The following is a 17,182-nucleotide window of genomic DNA, read 5'->3' as shown; positions in this document are numbered from 1 at the left end:
CAGCCGACCGGCCCTCGATGGGTCGGTCGGGTGTCCGGCGCCACGGGGCGAACCGCTTCCGCCGGACGCTGCGCTCGCTCGCGCTCGCTCCGCGCCCCACCCCCGACCCCTCCCCACGAGGGGGAGGGGAGCTTTTCGTTGCGGGGCTTAGTCATCACTCCGCCGCCTCCCTGCGGGGGTCGGCCTCGTCGTCCGACGCTGCAATCTCCGCCCGCATCCTGCGGACCAGCTCCAGTTCGGCCTGGAAGTCGACGTAGTGGGGCAGCTTCAGGTGCTCGACGAAGCCGGTGGCGCGGACGTTGTCGGCGTGCGACAGGACGAACTCCTCGTCCTGCGCCGGCGCCGTCTGCTCCTCGCCGAGCTCCTCCCAGCGCAGCGCCCGGTCGACCAGCGCCATCGACATCGCCTTGCGCTCCGACTGGCCGAAGACGAGGCCGTAGCCGCGGGTGAACTGCGGCGGCGCCTTCGCGGAGCCGCGGAACTGGTTGACCATCTGGCACTCGGTCAGGGTGATGCGGCCGATCGAGACGGCGAAGCCGAGCTCCTCGGGGACGATCTCCACCTCGACCTCGCCGATGCGGATCTCGCCGACGAAGGGATGCGAGCGGGCGTAGCCGCGCTGGGTCGAGTAGCCGAGCGCCAGCAGGAAGCCCTCGTCGCCGCGCGCCAGCGCCTGCAGCCGCAGGTCGCGGTCGGCGGGGAACTCCAGCGGCTCGCGGGTCAGGTCGCGGGTCTCGCGGTCGGGCGGCAGGTCCGGATCGGCCTCGATCAGGCCCTCGGCGCCGAGCAGGTCGGTGACGCGCGGGACGGGCCTACCTGAATCGGTTTCCCCGCGCTGTTCGGGCGGCGGCGGATCGGTGTCGCCGGCAAGCTCGGGCTCGAGCAGGCGGTGGGTATAGTCGAAGGTCGGGCCGAGCAGCTGGCCGCCGGGCAGGTCCTTGTAGGTCGCCGAGATGCGGCGGCGGATCCGCATCGCCGCGGTGTCGACCGGCTCGCTGGTGCCGAAGCGGGGCAGGGTGGTGCGGTAGGCGCGGATCAGGAAGATCGCCTCGATCAGGTCGCCGCGCGCCTGCTTGACCGCGAGCGCGGCGAGGTCGCGGTCGAACAGCGAGCCCTCCGCCATCACCCTGTCCACGGCGAGCGCCAGCTGGCCGGCGATCTGGGCGAGCGTGATGTCGGGCACCGAGCGGTCGCCGCGCCGCTCGTGGGCGAGCAGCCGGTGCGCGTTCGAGATGGCCGTCTCGCCGCCCTTGACCGCGACATACATGGGCTCAGGCCTCCGGGGCCAGGATGCGGGTGGAGCGCGGCAGCCCGGCGATCCGGCCGGGCGCGGTGAACAGCAGGTCGACGCCGCGGGGAAAGCGGGCGTGGTTGGCGCGGGCCTGGTCCCAGAACGCATGCGGCAGCGGATGCGGCGCAAGCCGCGCGGTGGTCGCGATGCCGGGACCCCGGAGGTCGGCGCCCCGGATGTCGGCGCCGGTGCGTGCGTCCAGGGTCTCGACGGCGACGACGAGCGTCGTCGAGCGGTCGGGATAGTCGGCGGTGCCCTGCGCGAAGGACGACAGCGGCGGCATCCGCAGCGGATCGGCGACGAAGGCGAACTCGGCCTCCTCCGGCGCCGCGACGATCGGGGCTCCGGTATTAAACCGCAGCCAGTCGGCGACGGCCGGGGCGGCGGCGAGCGCCTGGTCGCACCACACCGGCGTTTCATGGTCGAGCAGCGCCAGCGCGACGGCACCGGCCTCCGCCGACAGCGTCGCGGGCGGCTTCGCCCGGGGCGTAAGGTCGTGCACCGTGCCGGGCCGCGCCAGCGCGTTCATGATGGTCCGGAACACCGCCTGCGAGTCGTGGACCGGGGCCTGGAAGCCGCCCGACAGTGCCGCCGTCGCGCGCATCCGGGCAGCCGTTGCGGCACCTGCCGACGCATCTGTCGATGCGGGGCCGATCATTGCTCGTCCTCGCCGCGCACCATGGTGAAGAAGTCGACTCGGGTCGCCGCGGTCTCCTCGGCGGCGGTCCGGTCGGCGGCCGCCTGCGCGGCGAGGGCCGGCCCGACCACCCGCGCCTCGATCTCGTCGCGCCGCTCGGGCGCCTGCCACATCGCGTCGAACAGCGCGGCCAGCCGTGCCTTCGCAGCGTCGCGGCCCATGATCCAGGAGAAGCCGGCCTCGCCGCTGTCGATCGAGACGGCGCAGCGGGTCACCGTGACCTCGCCGAGGTTGAAGGGCGAGCCGGCGCCGCCGATGCGGCCGCGCACCATGACGAGGCCGCTCTCCGGCCTGCGCAGCCAGGACCAGTCGGGCTTTGTGGCCAGCGTTTCCCATGCATCGGCGAGGAACTTGCCGTCGGCGGCGGCCAGCGCCGACATGGCGCGGCGCCTCGGTGCGGTCCCGGCGCCCCCGGACTCTATTTCGCTGCCACTGTCGGCCATCAGGCGTGGAACTCGTTGCGGATCGGGGTCCCGGCGGAATTGTCTGGACCCGTTCCGTGAACATGTCTAGTAATCTAGACAAGTGGTTTGATACCGGCTGCGGGTGACATTCGTATGACGGACGCAATGGCGGACCCCCATGTCACCGCCGCAAGAGGCCCCGGGGCGGCTCCGGGGCAGGACGGCATCGCGCTGTGGCGGCGCATCGCCGATTCCCTGCGCCGGGAGATCGCCGCCGGCGAGCACGCGCCGGGCGACCGGCTGCCGTCGGAATCGGTGCTGGCGGAACGGTTCGGCGTGAACCGGCACACGGTGCGCCGCGCGCTGGCGGCGCTGGCCGGCGACGGGCTGGTGCGCTCCGAGCAGGGCAGGGGAACCATCGTCCGCGGCCGGCCGCTGGACTACCCGATCGGTCCGCGCACCCGGTTCTCGGAAATCGTCTCGCGGCAGGCGCGCGCGCCCTCCGGCCGGCTGATCGCCGCCGACGAGATGTCGGCCGAGCCGGACGTCGCCGCCGCCCTCGGCATCGCGCGCGGCACGCCGGTGCTGCGGCTGGAGACGCTGAGCGCCGCCGACGGCATCCCGCTCAACGTCGCGACGAGCTGGTTTCCCGCCGAGCGGCTGCCGGGCTTCGTGGCGCACTATGCCGAGACCGGCTCGATCACCCGGGCGCTGCAGCGCTGCGGCGTCGCGGACTACCAGCGCCGCGAGACGCGGGTGACGGCGCGCATCGCCGACGCGCAGGACGCGCTGGCGCTCGGCATCGCGCCGGGCAGCCCGCTGATCGCCACCGAAAGCATCAATGCGGACACGGAGGGGCGGCCGATCCAGTATTCGCTCGCCCGCTTCGCCGCCGACCGGGTGCAGATCGTGGTGGAGACGTGAGGGCGGGGCGGGGGGTGAGCCAAATCCGCTTGGCGCCTATGCTTCCAAAGGGCAATTTCCGGTGGATCGCCCCATGTCACGCCACCCCTGCACGCTTGGTCGGGCCAACATACGGTCGTGCCATGCATGCAGATGGCCGAGGCGCAGCGGAATTGTCAGCTTGACGATGTCCGCAAAAACGAAGGCGGCGACCACGGTTATGTCTGCCATCGAGAAAGTCTCACCCGCGACATAGGGGCGCGTGGAAAGAAGGTCGTCGAAATACCGCGCCCCTCGCAATGCCCTGTCGCGCATCCGTTCGCCCCATTCGGGATTCTGGTAGAGTTCGACATGGGGACCCAGACCCGGGGTCGCGTGATGGAAGTAGACGCTGATCGGATCCAGGAGTTCGATCTCGGCGCGCTTGTTCGTCATATGGACCATGCCCCTTTCCCGTGCCGAAACGCCGGTCAGACGGGGCCGACCCTCAAGATGATCCAGATACTCCGTGATGGCAGTGCATTCGGCCAGGTATGTCCCGTCGGCGAGTTCGAGGACGGGCAGGGTGCCAGAATAGTTCTTCTCCAGAAACTCCGGTCGCTTGTGGGCACCCGTCCTCAAGTCCACTTCGACGAATCGTACCTTGTCCTGCAAATTCAACTCTGCCAGCGCGATGCGAACGCGGGCAGGATAGGGTCCGCGGCCAAAGTCATGGATCGTCATCATCGGAAACCGCCTCTCTACCTATCAGTTGGTAGGCTACGTTGACACGACCCACCGCAAAATCAATCCTTGGCCTTGCAAAATATCGTGAGCCCCAGACCATGTCCGAAAACACAGTGGAGAACATCCTGGCCGTAGCCCGCGCGCAGGTGCAGGCGCATGGCTATGATGGCCTGAATTTCAGGGACATTGCGTCAAGGGTCGGGATCAGGGCCCCCAGCCTTTATCACCACTTCCCGAGCAAGGCTGCTCTCGGCGCCGCCGTAGCTAGGCGGTATTGCGACGATGTGAAGGCAGCCCTCGATGCGGTTTCTCGGGCCAATGATTCACCGAGTGCCTGCCTGCAGGCCTATCCCGGGATTTTCCGAAAGGCTCTCGACGGCGACAGTCGCATCTGCCTGGCAAGCTTCCTGTCAGCTCAAATCGATGATGTGCCGGAAAAGCTGCGAACAGAGATCCGCGCGTTCATCCATATCAACGTGACATGGCTTGCTGAGCGTCTTTCCGCGTCTGCGCCGGATGATACAGCCATGCGCCGCGCCGATGCCATCTACGCGGCGGTGGCAGGGGCGCAATTGACCGCGCGCGGTTCGGGAGGACTGCGCCGGTACGATGACATCATCGCCACCTATAGGAACGTCGGTCTCTTCCGGCCTGATTCAATCCCATCTGAGCAATGAGAGCAGACCTGAGCGGAGGATGCCGCATTTGCCAACCCAGACCTCTCGTGAGTTCAGCTACCGCTGTTATGACCGGCTGCCTCGTCGACGCCCATGTCGTCCCGACGACGCATGTGCAATTGTTACGGCGCAACATCGCGGCATGTGAGGCGCGCTGATACTGGTGCGCCACGCCGGCGCCTGTGAGACGCCCCGAACGTGCAATCCGATTGGACGAGGACATGGCAAATAATCCCGCCGAAAGACACGAGGAGACCGCCGGCGAAGCCGCGCCGCTCGACCCCGACCGGCTGTACCGGGCGGCCGATCCGGCCGGGCTGGGTTTCGAGACGACGGCGGATCTCGAGCCGATCGACGGGCTGATCGGACAGCAGCGGGCGCTCGACGCGATCACGGTCGGCACCGGGGTGCCGCGGCAGGGCTTCAACCTGTTCGCCATCGGCCATACTGGGGCGCTGACCCGCAGGGCGGTCGAGTCGGTGCTGAACGACGCCGCCGCGGACCGGCCGGCGCCGTCGGACTGGGTCTATGTCAACAACTTCAAGGAGCCGCACAGGCCGATCGCGATCGACCTGCCGGCGGGGCGGGCGCCGGACTTCCGCGATGCGATGCGGGAACTCGTCGACGAACTGAAGACGGCGCTGCCGGCGGTGTTCCAGAGCGAGGAGTACCAGACGCGGCGCGGCGCCATCGATGAGGCGTTCCAGAAGAAGCAGGCGGAAGCGTTCTCAGAACTCCAGAAGCGGGCTCAGGAGCACAACATCGTCGTGATGCGCACGCCGATGGGCTTCGCGCTGGTGCCCTCGCGCGACGGCGAGCCGATTCCGCCGCCCGAGTTCAATGCCCTGCCGGAGGAGCAGCGCGAGGCGATCCAGAAGACCATCGCGGAACTGGAGAAGGACCTGGAGCACATCGTCCACCAGATCCCCGGCTGGGACAAGGAACGCCGCGACGAACTGCGCCGCGTCAACGAGGAGACGGCGCAGATCGCCATCGCCCAGCCGATCGAAGAGGTCCGACGGCGGCTCGCCGACCTGCCGAGGGTGCTGGAACATGTCGAGGCGGTGCGGGCCGACCTGGTGGAGAACATCGCTGCCTTCGTCGTTGCCGGGACGCAGGCGGAGGCGGGCGATTCGGGCGGCAGTTCTGGCGGGGATTCGGGCGGCGAGACGCTGCCCGGCGGCCCGTTCGACCGCTACCAGGTCAACGTGCTCGTCTCGCAGCAGGACTGCGACGGCTGCGCGCCGGTGATCGAGGAACTGCATCCCACCCTGCCGAACCTGACCGGGCGGATCGAGCACCTCGCGCGGCAGGGCGCCCTGGTGACGAACTTCCGGCTGATCAAGCCGGGCGCGCTGCACCGCGCCAACGGCGGCTACCTGCTGCTGGACGCGCGCAGCGTGCTCACCGAGCCGTTCTCGTGGACCGCGCTGAAGCGGGCGCTGCGCAGCCGCCAGATCGTCATCGAGGATCCGAGCCGGCTGGTCGGCACGAGCAGCACGATCTCGCTCGATCCGGACCCGATTCCGCTCGACCTGAAGGTGGTGCTGTTCGGCGACCGGACGCTTTACTACATGCTGGCAGCGGCCGATCCGGAGCTGTCGGAACACTTCAAGATCGTGGCCGATTTCGAAGACGATTTCGACCGGTCCGCCGAGACCGAGGCGCTGCTGGCGCGCTTCATCGCCTCGATCCTGCGGCGCGAGTCGATGAAGCCGATGGATGCCGACGGGGTGGCGCTGGTCCTGGAACACGCATCGCGCGTGGCCGACAATGCCGGCAAGCTGACCCTTGAGGTCGACCAGCTCCGCGACCTGCTGGCGGAGGCCGATTTCTGGGCGCAGAAGGCGGGACGCGACACCATCGCCCGCGCCGACGTCCGCAAGGCCCTCGACCAGTGGATCTGGCGGTCCTCGCGGGTCCGCGACCGGCTGCAGGAACAGATCATCGACAAGGTCTCGCTGATCGACACGCAGGGCGCCCGCGTCGGCCAGATCAACGGCCTCAGCGTGATGTCGCTGGGTGGGTTCGCGTTCGGGCGTCCGACGCGGATCACCTGCCAGGTGCGGCCGGGGGCCGGCAAGGTGATCGACATAGAGCGCGAGGTGGAACTCGGCGGGCCGCTCCATTCAAAGGGCGTGCTGATCCTGTCGGGATTCCTGGCCGGGCGGTTCGCCCTCGACGCGCCGATGTCGCTGTCGGCGAGCCTGGTGTTCGAGCAGTCCTACGGCGGCGTCGACGGCGACAGCGCCTCGTCGGCGGAACTCTACGTGCTGCTGTCGGCCCTCGCCGAGCTGCCGATCCGGCAGGACCTGGCGGTGACGGGATCGGTCAACCAGCTCGGCGACGTGCAGGCGATCGGCGGCGTCAACGAGAAGATCGAGGGCTTCTTCGACATCTGCCGCGAGCGCGGGCTGACCGGGACGCAGGGCGTCATGATACCGGCGTCCAACGTGCGCCACCTGATGCTGCGCGACGACGTCGTCGAGGCGTGCCGGGAAGGGCGGTTCGCGGTCTACCCGATCGCCCGGATCGAGCAGGGCATCTCGCTGCTGACCGGCCGTCCCGCCGGCGAGCGCGGGCCGGACGGCAATTTTCCCGAGGGCAGCGTCTACGCCGCCGTCGAGGCGCGGCTGCAGGCCTTTGCCGACATTCGCCGCAGCTTCGGCCGGGAGGGCGGCACGGGGCAAGGGACGACATCATGAGCACACGGATCGCCTTCAAGCGGGTTCTGGTCGGATTCCAGCAAAGCGCACCCGACCGGGCCGCGGTCCGCCTCGCCGCGGAGCTGGCCGGACTGCTGCGGGTCGACCTGTGCTGCATGTGCATCGAGGATCCGGGGCTTTCGGGCCTCGCCGCCTATCCGGGCAGGCGCGAATTCCGGGTGCTCGGCCGGCACTGGAGCCCGCTGGACTCCGACCAGCTGTCGCGGGAGATCGACCTGCACGCGCGGGCGGTGCGCCGGCTGTTCGACGAGGCGGCGCGACGGGCCGGCGTGCAGGGGCGCTTCGAGACCGTCCGGGCGGCGGTCGGCGAGGCGCTGCGGAGCCTGCCGACGAGCGGCGACATCGTCATCATATCCGAGCCGCAGTCGCCGTCCGAACGTGTCCTGGCGCCGTTTCCGCAACTCGTGCGGGCGGCATTCCAGTCAAAGGCGACGGTGTTCTACATCCCGCGGCGCATCGTGCGGCGCAGCGGCCCGGTGGTCGCCGTCGCCACCTCGCGCGACGACGCGAGCATCGCGGTCGCCACCGCCGTGGCGGCGTCGGCCGGCGAAAGCGTCGTGGTCCTGGAGGTGACGGACGGGGCGGACGGGGCGCCGGCGGCCCCGAGGGGCGAAGGCGCCGGGGTGTCGGCCGGAGAGGTGCCGACCGGCCGGCTCCGCGTGGCGCGCCGGGCCCTGTCCGACATCGCGTCCCTGTCGGCGGCACTCAGGGGGCTCGACGAACGGATGGTCGTGCTCGGCCGGAGCGTCTTCCGGGCCGACGACGTCGCCATGCCGTCGGCGTTCGCCGCCCTGCGCGGCGTGCCGGTGCTGCTGGTCGGAGAGCCGGCCGGCGGGGAGGGGTCGGAGGCAGACGAGGCGGCCTGAGGCGGATGTCCGCTTCCAGGGCGCGCGTCCGTCTGCTTACATGACCGCCGAGGTTCGGGGGCGCGAGCGTGCAGCGAAAGGTCACTGTCATCCTGGCCGCCGACGTGGTCGGCTTCTCCCGCCTCGTCGCCGAGGACGAGGAGGAGAGCCTGCGCCGGCTGATGTCGTACCGCGAGGTGTTCGACGAGTTCGTCGAGCAGCATGGCGGGCGGATCTTCAACACCGCCGGCGACGCGGTGCTGGCGGAGTTCCGGTCCTCGGTCGAGGCGGTGCGGGCGGCGATCGACATCCAGGAAACGCTGAGGATGCGGAACTTCGCCTATCCGCCGTCCCGGCACATGCAGTTCCGCATCGGCATCACCGTCGGCGACGTCATCGAGCGCGACGGCGACCTGCTCGGCGACGCGGTCAACCTCGCGGCCCGGCTGCAGGGGCTGGCGGTGCCGGGCGGGGTGTGGATCTCGCGCTCTGTGCACGAGCAGGTGGCCGGCAAGCTGTCGCTGTCGTTCCGCGACCTCGGCGCCCAGTCGGTGAAGAACATTCCCACCCCGGTGCACGTCTACGCGGTGATGCCCGACGAGGCGGGTGGCGTAACCGCGGTGCCGGTGAAGACCGAAACCGCGCCAGCCGCGCCGGCCCCGGTGCCGCCGCGCGGCTTGCGGCGATGGCCGATCTTCGCGGCGGTGGCAGGCGCGGTCGCGGTGTTGGTGGCGGTGCTCATGGCGGCGGGATGGTACGCCATCGACGGGAGACCGGGCGGGACCGGCCCGGACCGCGTGGCGGACGGTGCGCCGGTTTCGCAGGCCGGGCCGGCGCAGGCGGCCGGCGACCTCCCGTTCGTCGCCGAGCAGATCCCGTTCCTGCGCGAGGACAACCGCAACGACATCAAGGACGGCTATGTCGGCGCGCGCGGCGACAAGGCGCTGGCGCTGAACCGCTACGGCTACGGCTTCGTGGTCGCCGAGCCCGACCTGGAGACCGCCCGGCGCAAGGCGCTCGACTCGTGCCGCCAGTCGACGGGCGAGGCCTGCGAGATCTACGCGGAAGGCGACGAACTGGTGTGGCCGCATCCGCTGCCGCCGCTGCCGCCCGAGCCGTGGCTGCGCGGCGTTCCCGGCGAGGCGATGCCGTTCGATCCCGAGCGGGTGCCGTTCGTGCGGGAGGCGGACGAGGAGCTGATCGCGAGCTTCGCCGGGCGGCCGCTGCCGCGCGCGCTGTCGGTAAACGACGACGGCTATATCGGCATGAGCTGGGGCGGGGCGGCGGCGCAGGATCCCATCCGCCGCTCGCTCGAGTATTGCGGCGACCGGTCGGGCAGCGCCTGCCTGCTGGTCGCGGTGGACGAGACGTTCGTGGTCGGCCTGCCCGAGAGCTACGCGATCACCGGACTGTTCCGCCCGAAGACCGACGACGCGTTCACGCCGCAGCAGCGGGCGGACCTGGCAGGCCTCTACGCGGGCTCGGACTGGCGCGCCGTGGCCGTCGGCAGCGGCGGATACGGCGTGACGGTCGGGCGGGCAAGCGAGGCCGAGGCGGTCGCCGCGGCGATGGCGGACTGCGCACGCACCGGCGAACAGTGCCGGGTCCACGCGATCAATGCGTTCCGGGTGGCGCGGCGCGACTGACCGGCGTCGAGCTTGCACCGATACTCCGGCTTCACCAGTATGGGTGACAAAACGGCAACGATTGTCGGCCATGGTTCCCGGAGGCGCACCGACGGGTGCGGCACAATGCTCGGCACCGGCCGGGCTCCGGACCGGGGGAAACGGACGCGATGGAACAGATCCGCACGAAAGTCTGCGTCGTCGGCGGCGGCCCGGCGGGCGTCATGCACGGGCTGCTGCTGGCGCGGGCCGGGGTCGAAGTCACCGTGCTGGAGAAGCACGCCGACTTCTTCCGCGACTTCCGCGGCGACACGATCCATCCCTCGACGCTGGAGGTGATGCACGAGCTCGGCATCCTCGACGATTTCCTGAAGGTGCCGCACGAGAAGACGCCGACGGTGGGCGCCCGCTTCGGCGAGTTCGAGACCACCGTCGCGGACTTCACCCACCTTCCCACCCACTGCAAGTTCATCGCCCTGATGCCGCAGTGGGACTTCCTCAACTTCCTGGCCGACTACGGCAAGCGCTACCGGACCTTCGACATGCGCATGCAGACCGAGGCGACCGGCGTCATCGAGGAGGACGGCAAGGTGGTCGGGGTGCGGGCGACGTCGCCGTCATCGCCGACCCCAGGGGAGATGGAGATCCGGGCCGACCTGGTGGTGGCGGCGGACGGCCGCCATTCGACGATCCGGGACGTCACCGGCTTCGTGTCGGAGGAACTCGGGGCGCCGATGGACGTGCTGTGGTTCCGCATGCCGCGCAATCCGGCCGACCCGGACCGCACGACGTTCTTCTTCGAGGCGGCCCATATCGTCATCCTGCTCAACCGCGGCGACTACTGGCAGATCGCCTACATCATCCCGAAGGGCGGCCTGGAGCATCTGAAGGCGGAGGGAATGGACGCCTTCCACCGCCAGCTGATCCAGATCGCGCCGTTCTTCCGGGACAGGGTGTCGGAGATCGGCGACTGGGAGCAGATCAAGCTCCTGTCGGTGCAGGTCGACCGGCTGAAGACATGGCACAGGCCGGGACTGCTGCTGATCGGCGACGCCGCGCACGCGATGTCGCCGATCGGCGGCGTCGGCGTGAACCTGGCGGTGCAGGACGGGGTGGCGGCTGCGAACCTGCTGGCGGCGAAGCTGCGCGCCGGCACCGTCACCGACGCCGACCTCGCCGCGGTGCAGAAGCGCCGGGAGTTCGCGGTCAAGGTCACCCAGAAGATGCAGGTGATGATCCAGAACCATGTCATCAGTCCGCTGCTGTCGGAGACCGACGACCTGAAGCCGCCGCTGCCGGTGCGGCTCGCCGACAGGTTCCCGATGCTGCGCCGCCTGCCGGCGCGGATCATCGGCATGGGCGTGCGCCCCGAGCACGTCAGGCTGTCCGAGGACCCGGCGGCACTGGCGGAGCCAACGACCGGCCGATAGCTCCGGCGCGGTCCGTGTCCGGTGCAAGCGGCCGCCGGCCTGTCGGGCTGCAACGGCAGTCTCCGGAAAGACGCCGCGATGCGAGTTCTATTCCGATTGCGGAAATTCGGGTTCCGTGGTGTGATTCCGGTCGGCCGAACCGGCCAGTCCCGACACTGGAGGACATCCATGCGGACCTTGCGCGCTGTCGTGCTGTCGGCATGTCTGGCCGCGGGAGCGTCGGCGGTGGCCGCCGGCGTATCGGCCGCGGAACTGGTGAAGACACAGCCGCCCTGTCCGGGGGTCTGCGTGAGCATGGGGGCGGGCGACACGACCGTCGTCGCGCGAAAGATCAGTTTCGATGCGCCGCGCAAGGGCACTGCCGTCGTGACCTTCCACGGCACGCTCTACTGCCTGAGCAACAGGGCGCTCCAAACGAATTTCATCATCTATTCCCAGATCGTCATCAAGGGCGCGCCCGACCCGGAAGGTCCCTCCGGGCTGAGCTTCATCGAATCCGTCGAGCCGTATGACGGCAACTCAAGGACGGTCAGCTTCAACCTCGCCTCGACGCGCGTGTACAATGTGGGAAAGCCGGGAAAGCGCACCTACCAGTTCAAGCTGGCGCCGTTCGGCATGCCCGCGGACGCAGGATGCAGCGTCTACAGCGGGGCCTTCACGGTGCAGTTCTCCTCCTGAGCGTTCCTCGGCGGTTCACGTCCCGGCGGCCGACCCGGGCAGCATCTCCCGGGCGCGTTCGAGGGCGGTCCTGAAGTCGGGAGCCAGATGGATGCCGTCGCCCGGGTGCAGGACGTGCATGGCGATCAGCGTGCGCCTCGGCTGGCGCTGCAGGCCGGAAAGGATCACCGTCGAGCCGCCACGCCGGGCATGGGCAAGGAATTCCCGCAGCTTGGCGGCGCCGCTCGAATCGATCAGCGGCACCTCGCGCATCCGCAGGACGTAGACCGCGGGCGGCTTGCCGATGCGGTCCATGGTCTCGGCGAGCCGCAGCGCGACGCCGAAGAACAGCGGGCCGCGCATCTCGAACACCTGGACGCCGTCGGGCAGGTCGTCGGCCTCGCGGCGACCGGCCCGGCCGGAGACAGCCTCCTCCTCCTCGTCGCCCTCGATGATCGTCGCGCCGGGCTGGCCGATCGCCACGACCTCGCTCATCCGGTGCATGAACAGGACGGCGGACAGCACGACGCCGACCTCGATCGCCACGGTCAGATCGACCAGAACGGTCAGCGCGAAGGTCACCAGCAGCACCAGCCGGTCGCCGATCGGCGCCGTCATGAGCTGCCGGAACCGGTCGATCTCGCTCATGTTCCAGGCAACGACGACCAGCACCGCGGCGAGGGCCGCCAGCGGAATGTAGGAGGCGAGCGGTGCGGCGACGAGCATGAACAGCATCAGGAACACCGCGTGCAGCATGCCCGAGACCGGGCTGCGGGCGCCGGAGCGGATATTGGTCGCGGTGCGGGCGATCGCCCCGGTCGCCGGCAGGCCGCCGACCAGCGCCGAGGCCGAGTTTGCGATGCCCTGCGCGACGAGTTCGCAGTTCGAGCGGTGACGGCGACCGGTCATGCCATCGGCGACCATCGCCGACAGCAGCGATTCGACGCCGGCCAGGAAGGCGATGGTGAAGGCGCTCGGCAGCAACTCGGCGATCCGTCCGAGACTGATCTCGGGAAAGCTGAACGTCGGCAGGCTGCCGGGGATGCCGCCGAAGCGCGAGCCGATGGTCTCGACCGGCAGCCCGAACAGGACGGCGGCAAGCGAGCCGACGACGACGGCGACCAGGAAGCCGGGCGCCTTCGGCGCGTAGATCCGCAGGGCGACGATGAGGGCGAGCGCCCCTGCGGCGACGGCCAGCGACGCCAGGTCGAGCGTGCCGCGCGCCAGCCACATAGCGTGCCACTTGTCGACGAACTCGGCGGGCACCTCCGCCATCTCCAGGCCGAACAGATCCTTGACCTGGCTCGAAAAGATGATGACGGCGATGCCGGCGGTGAACCCGGTGACGACTGCGTCGGGGATGTACTTGATCCAGGTCCCGAAGCGGGCGAGGCCGGCGACGATCAGCATCAACCCGGCCATCAGCGTGGCGAGAATCAGCCCGTCATAGCCGAACCGGTCGATGACGCCGTAGACCACGACTACGAAGGCGCCGGTCGGGCCGCCGATCTGGAAGCGGCTGCCGCCGAGGGCGGAGATCAGGAAGCCCGCGACGACGGCGGTGACCAGGCCCTGCGCCGGCGCCGCCCCGGACGCGATGGCAAGCGCCATGGCAAGCGGCAGGGCGACGATCGCGACGGTGAGGCCTGAGATCGCGTCGTGGCGCAGGTCGACCAGGCGGTAGCCCTCGCGAAGCGTGATGACCAGCTTCGGGACGAACAGCTTCCAGTCCGACGACTGGCGGTGCGGGGCCGTCAGGTCGCTCATGCGCCTAACGTGGGCTCTGTGCCGACCCGTCCCGTGCCGGCGGCGTCCTCAGCCTGACGCCGCGGCCGCCGGCCGGGCTCTGCGCGTTCTCGCCGATAAGCTCGACGCCGAGATCCTCCAGGGCGGCGATGACCTTGGTCAGCGTCTCGACCACACCGCGGACATGGCCCTCGCTCGCCTCCATGCGCTGGATCGTCGCCAGCGAGACCCCGGAACGTTCCGCGAGCGTCTTCTGGTCGATGCCGAGCAAGGCTCGGGCGGCGCGCATCTGGCCGGCGGATATCATTCTGCCCCCTGGAGGTTCAGCTGCCGTCTGGTGCCACAAGTGTTGGGGTCAGTCAATCAATAATGATATATCAGACCTCAATATTGAGTGCTGCAACCTGCTTGCGCTGGCGCAAATCGGCCGCCGCAGGGTGCGGCTACACTTTCCCGGATCGAAGCGCGAGGGAGAGTGCGATGTTCGAGCGCCTGCAGAAGAACCGCGAACGCCATGCCAAGCTGATGGGAGAGATGATGCGCCGCTTCGGCGTGCTGGAGAGCGGCGATATGTCGATGACCGGGGCCGTCAACCTGGAGCGGGCCGCGCGCACGTGCCTCGGATGCGGTTCGGCCGGCGACTGCGGGCGCTGGATGGCGCAGACCGACGGCCCGGCGGGAGCCGAGGCCTTCTGCCCGAACGCGCGGATCTTCGCGGAGCTGGCGGCCTGACGAAGCCGGGCCGCCGGTAGACGTTCAGACGGCGGATCGGCGGCCGGGGTCTACCCTGACCGGCCGATCGACGACTCCGAAATGCACTGGCTCAGCAACGCTCCCTGAACCTTGAGGGCGAAGGTGGCGAGAGAACATCCGTTCTCGACACCCGTGATCCCGCAGGCGATCGGCGTCTGGTCCGAAGAGGCAGGATTCGTTCCGTCGGGGCTGAGCGGGGTGTTGTTGCGGAGCTGGTCCATCGTCTGGGCCCGCAGCACGACCTTGACGAACGGTTGCCTGCTCGTGTCGTCGCGCCACAGCTCCAGGGCGATGCCGGCGCCGGGAGGGACCTCGTTCTGCTGGTAGCCGTCGAGGAACCAGGAGAGACCAAGCAACCCGGCGATGTTCAGCAGATTGTTGTCATGGGCAACGATCAGCGAGAACACCGGCCCCTGTCCCTGTGCCGCGGCCTGCAGGGCGGTCAGCGCGCGGTTCATCAGGTTCGATCCCAGCACCGCCGCGCCATACGGATTGGCATTGCCCGACCAGAAGTTGAGGGCGTGGGTCATGTTGATGTGGCTGATCTCCTGCGGCCCCTGGATCCGTCCCCAGCCGACGTCCCGCATCCGAAACCGGTTGGCGTACTCCATCAGAAAGTTCTCGGAAATGTTGGTCGCGCCATCCAGAGCGACGCTCGCCGGCAGGTCGGACAGGGTGCACCTGCGCTTGCCAACGAATTTCCTGCACAAGCTGGGCTTGCAGCAATCGAGGACATCCTGAAGCTTCTCGAGAGACGGGCGGTAGGCTTCGAACACGATCTCGGGATTCGAGCCGAGCAGGGCATCCTGGGAGGCATCGTACGGGCCTGCCTCGAGTTCGCAGACCCCGGCCTTGACCGGGTCGATCAGCGGATCGGTCGTCCCCTGCGCCACGTGCGTGACCGGATAGCTGCAGCCGGGCGTCATTCCGTCCATCAGCTTCCGCGCCGTCCTGATCGTCCGCTGATCGGAGTCAGAGTGCACCCAGACCTGGCTCCTGGCCAGACAGCCGGTGCCGGGGAGCAGGCCGGCCTGCTGGTAGAGCTGCCCGTAGAAGGCCCCGAAGGTCTGCGCGGTCAGGGCGCCTCGGGGCGTCAGCTTTCCCGGGTCCACCTTGAAGTCCGGCCATTCGTCCCTCGACATCGCGGTGTAGGGGATCGAGGTGCCCGTAAAGTTTCCCGTCAGCGGCGATCGAATGCTGTGCCGGTTGATCAGGACCACCGCTTCGAGCGTCTGGCTGCCTGCCGCCGCCTGTGCTTCGTGGCCCAGCGCCATAAGGGCGCAGCAGATCAGCAAGGCGTTCCACAGATTTCTCATTGGCGTCTCCGGGGGGCAGTCCAGGGAAAGGAGGACGTGACTTAACGGAAGGTATCGCATGGTAGTGGACAGCGCATCGATTTTTTCGGGCGCGGGCGGGGCCCGGGCCACGCAAATGTGACGAGCGGTGAGGCGGCCCGCAGCTTGCCGGTTGCGGTGCCGAACCACATGTTGACGCCGCTCCACCGAGCGCCTCGAAGGAAGGCAGGGCCGGATGACCCAGGCGACCAACACGTTCTACGAACAAATCCCGACCGTCGACCGGTTCGAGGATGTCGGCGATACCGCACGCTACATACCGCTTCCCGCCGGCTGGCTGGTGGGGGTGGCGGACGTGGAGAGCTCGACCAAGGCGATCGCGGAGGGTCGCTACAAGGCGGTCAACATGGTCGGCGCCTCGGTCATCGCGGCAATGATGAACGCGCTACAGTCGCGCGACTTTCCGTTCGCCTTCGGCGGCGACGGCGCGTCGATCGCGGTGCCGCCGGACGCCGCCGGTCCTGCCGCCGATACGCTGGCGGCGGTGCGTCGGTATGCGCGGGACTCGCTCGCCCTGACGCTGCGCGTGGGCCTCGTGCCCGTCGAGACGATCCGCGCCGCCGGCCATGACGTGCGGGTGGCGAGATTCAGCGCCTCGCCGGACGTGTCCTTCGCCCTGTTTGCCGGCAACGGCGTCAACTGGGCGGAGACCGAGTTGAAGGCCGGCAGACTGGAGGAGCCGGTGCTGCCGCCCGATGCGTGGCCGGACCTGACCGGTCTGTCCTGCCGGTGGGAGCCGATCGAGGCGCGCAACGGACGCATCCTGTCGCTGATTGCCGTTCCGACCGCCATGGCGAGCGAGCGGGCCTTCGCGGACCTGGTGAGCCGCATCTCCGAGATCGCCAACGCGGCGCCCGACAGCGCGGTGCCGGTCTCGGCCGAAGGCATGAACCCGGCCCTGTCGCGGATCGGTCTGCGCATGGAGGCGAGAAGCCGCAGGGGGGCGGTCGGCATCGCGGCGGCCTATCTGAAGCTGCTCGCGCTGTCGGCATTCGCCTGGGTGCTCTTCAACAGCCACCGTCCGCTGGGCGGGTTCGACCCCGACGCCTACAAGGTCAAGAGCATCCAGAACTCGGACTTCCGGAAGTTCGACGACGGGCTGCGGATGACGCTGGATTGCGATGCCTCGGTCGAGGGCGCGATCCGCGAGGAACTGGAGGCGGCGCATGCGGCGGGGATCGCCAACTACGGGCTGCACGTCCAGGACGCCGCGCTGATGACCTGCCTGGTGCCGTCGGTCATGACGGACGACCACATGCACTTCATCGACGGTGCAGCGGGCGGCTACGCACAGGCCGCCGTCATGATGAAGCAGCAGATGACACCGCCGGCGGCGGCCGCATAGCG

At 69.3% G+C, this 17,182-nt stretch carries 16 protein-coding genes; 9 read left to right on the top strand and 7 right to left on the bottom strand.

All coding sequences use genetic code 11. The annotated features are described in order from the left end of the window. Positions 1-154: 154 nt before the first annotated feature. The 3 genes from V3328_RS10780 to phnG are packed head-to-tail and all read right to left on the bottom strand — an operon-like array spanning position 155 to position 2,431. On the bottom strand, positions 155-1,267 hold the full coding sequence (locus V3328_RS10780) for a carbon-phosphorus lyase complex subunit (protein WP_340329660.1): 1,113 nt from the start codon (positions 1,265-1,267) through the stop codon (positions 155-157). A 4-nt stretch (positions 1,268-1,271) separates the two neighbouring features. Then, a complete protein-coding gene (phnH, locus tag V3328_RS10775; RefSeq protein WP_340329659.1) occupies positions 1,272-1,895 on the bottom strand; it encodes a phosphonate C-P lyase system protein PhnH in 624 nt (207 codons plus the stop codon). A gap of 50 nt (positions 1,896-1,945) precedes the next feature. Further along, positions 1,946-2,431 carry a phosphonate C-P lyase system protein PhnG gene (gene phnG / locus V3328_RS10770; protein ID WP_340329658.1) on the bottom strand — a complete coding sequence of 162 codons (486 nt, stop codon included), beginning with the start codon at positions 2,429-2,431 and terminating at the stop codon, positions 1,946-1,948. A gap of 126 nt (positions 2,432-2,557) precedes the next feature. Here phnG and phnF point away from each other — a divergent pair, with 126 nt between their 5' ends. Next, a complete protein-coding gene (phnF, locus tag V3328_RS10765) occupies positions 2,558-3,316 on the top strand; it encodes a phosphonate metabolism transcriptional regulator PhnF (RefSeq protein WP_340329657.1) in 759 nt (252 codons plus the stop codon). 36 nt (positions 3,317-3,352) lie between these two features. Here phnF and V3328_RS10760 read toward each other — a convergent pair whose 3' ends face one another. Beyond that, the gene (locus V3328_RS10760) at positions 3,353-4,018 is read right to left on the bottom strand and encodes a glutathione S-transferase (protein ID WP_340330050.1); all 666 of its coding nucleotides are present in this window, start codon (positions 4,016-4,018) and stop codon (positions 3,353-3,355) included. 101 nt (positions 4,019-4,119) lie between these two features. On the opposite strand from V3328_RS10760, the gene V3328_RS10755 reads away from it, so the two are divergent. From V3328_RS10755 to V3328_RS10730, 6 genes are all read left to right on the top strand, one after another. Beyond that, entirely contained in the window at positions 4,120-4,698 is a 579-nt protein-coding gene (locus V3328_RS10755; RefSeq protein ID WP_340329656.1) for a TetR/AcrR family transcriptional regulator, read from the top strand. A 221-nt stretch (positions 4,699-4,919) separates the two neighbouring features. Next, positions 4,920-7,403 (top strand): Lon protease family protein, encoded by a 2,484-nt coding sequence (locus V3328_RS10750; protein WP_340329655.1) that lies wholly within the window; start codon positions 4,920-4,922, stop codon positions 7,401-7,403. Next, positions 7,400-8,290 (top strand): hypothetical protein, encoded by an 891-nt coding sequence (locus tag V3328_RS10745; RefSeq protein ID WP_340329654.1) that lies wholly within the window; start codon positions 7,400-7,402, stop codon positions 8,288-8,290. The genes V3328_RS10750 and V3328_RS10745 overlap by 4 nt, the downstream gene beginning before the upstream one ends. Before the next feature lie 68 nt (positions 8,291-8,358). Then, positions 8,359-9,915 carry an adenylate/guanylate cyclase domain-containing protein gene (locus V3328_RS10740; protein ID WP_340329653.1) on the top strand — a complete coding sequence of 519 codons (1,557 nt, stop codon included), beginning with the start codon at positions 8,359-8,361 and terminating at the stop codon, positions 9,913-9,915. Positions 9,916-10,064: 149 nt separating this feature from the next. Continuing rightward, entirely contained in the window at positions 10,065-11,324 is a 1,260-nt protein-coding gene (locus V3328_RS10735) for an FAD-dependent oxidoreductase (RefSeq protein ID WP_340329652.1), read from the top strand. A 168-nt stretch (positions 11,325-11,492) separates the two neighbouring features. Beyond that, positions 11,493-12,002 carry a hypothetical protein gene (locus tag V3328_RS10730; protein WP_340329651.1) on the top strand — a complete coding sequence of 170 codons (510 nt, stop codon included), beginning with the start codon at positions 11,493-11,495 and terminating at the stop codon, positions 12,000-12,002. 15 nt (positions 12,003-12,017) lie between these two features. Here the strand turns inward: V3328_RS10730 and V3328_RS10725 are convergent, their stop codons facing one another. Together V3328_RS10725 and V3328_RS10720 are read right to left on the bottom strand one after the other, a co-directional pair. Continuing rightward, the gene (locus tag V3328_RS10725) at positions 12,018-13,748 is read right to left on the bottom strand and encodes a SulP family inorganic anion transporter (RefSeq protein ID WP_340329650.1); all 1,731 of its coding nucleotides are present in this window, start codon (positions 13,746-13,748) and stop codon (positions 12,018-12,020) included. 4 nt (positions 13,749-13,752) lie between these two features. After that, positions 13,753-14,034 carry a helix-turn-helix domain-containing protein gene (locus V3328_RS10720; protein ID WP_340329649.1) on the bottom strand — a complete coding sequence of 94 codons (282 nt, stop codon included), beginning with the start codon at positions 14,032-14,034 and terminating at the stop codon, positions 13,753-13,755. A gap of 173 nt (positions 14,035-14,207) precedes the next feature. Between V3328_RS10720 and V3328_RS10715 the strand changes: the two genes are divergently transcribed. Continuing rightward, positions 14,208-14,459, top strand: coding sequence for a DUF6455 family protein (locus V3328_RS10715; protein ID WP_340329648.1), 252 nt, complete (start codon positions 14,208-14,210; stop codon positions 14,457-14,459). 50 nt (positions 14,460-14,509) lie between these two features. On the opposite strand, the gene V3328_RS10710 is transcribed toward V3328_RS10715, so the two are convergent. Then, entirely contained in the window at positions 14,510-15,796 is a 1,287-nt protein-coding gene (locus V3328_RS10710) for a histidine-type phosphatase (protein ID WP_340329647.1), read from the bottom strand. Between the two features lie 214 nt (positions 15,797-16,010). Between V3328_RS10710 and V3328_RS10705 the strand changes: the two genes are divergently transcribed. Further along, complete coding sequence (locus V3328_RS10705) at positions 16,011-17,180, top strand: DUF3095 domain-containing protein (RefSeq protein ID WP_340329646.1); 1,170 nt, start codon at positions 16,011-16,013, stop codon at positions 17,178-17,180. Positions 17,181-17,182 lie beyond the last annotated feature (2 nt).

Origin of the sequence: Microbaculum marinum (genome assembly GCF_037855135.1) — a bacterium.
In the GTDB taxonomy this organism is placed as follows: Bacteria; Pseudomonadota; Alphaproteobacteria; order Rhizobiales; family Tepidamorphaceae; genus Microbaculum; species Microbaculum marinum.
This window is presented reverse-complemented; position numbering and strand designations above follow the sequence as displayed.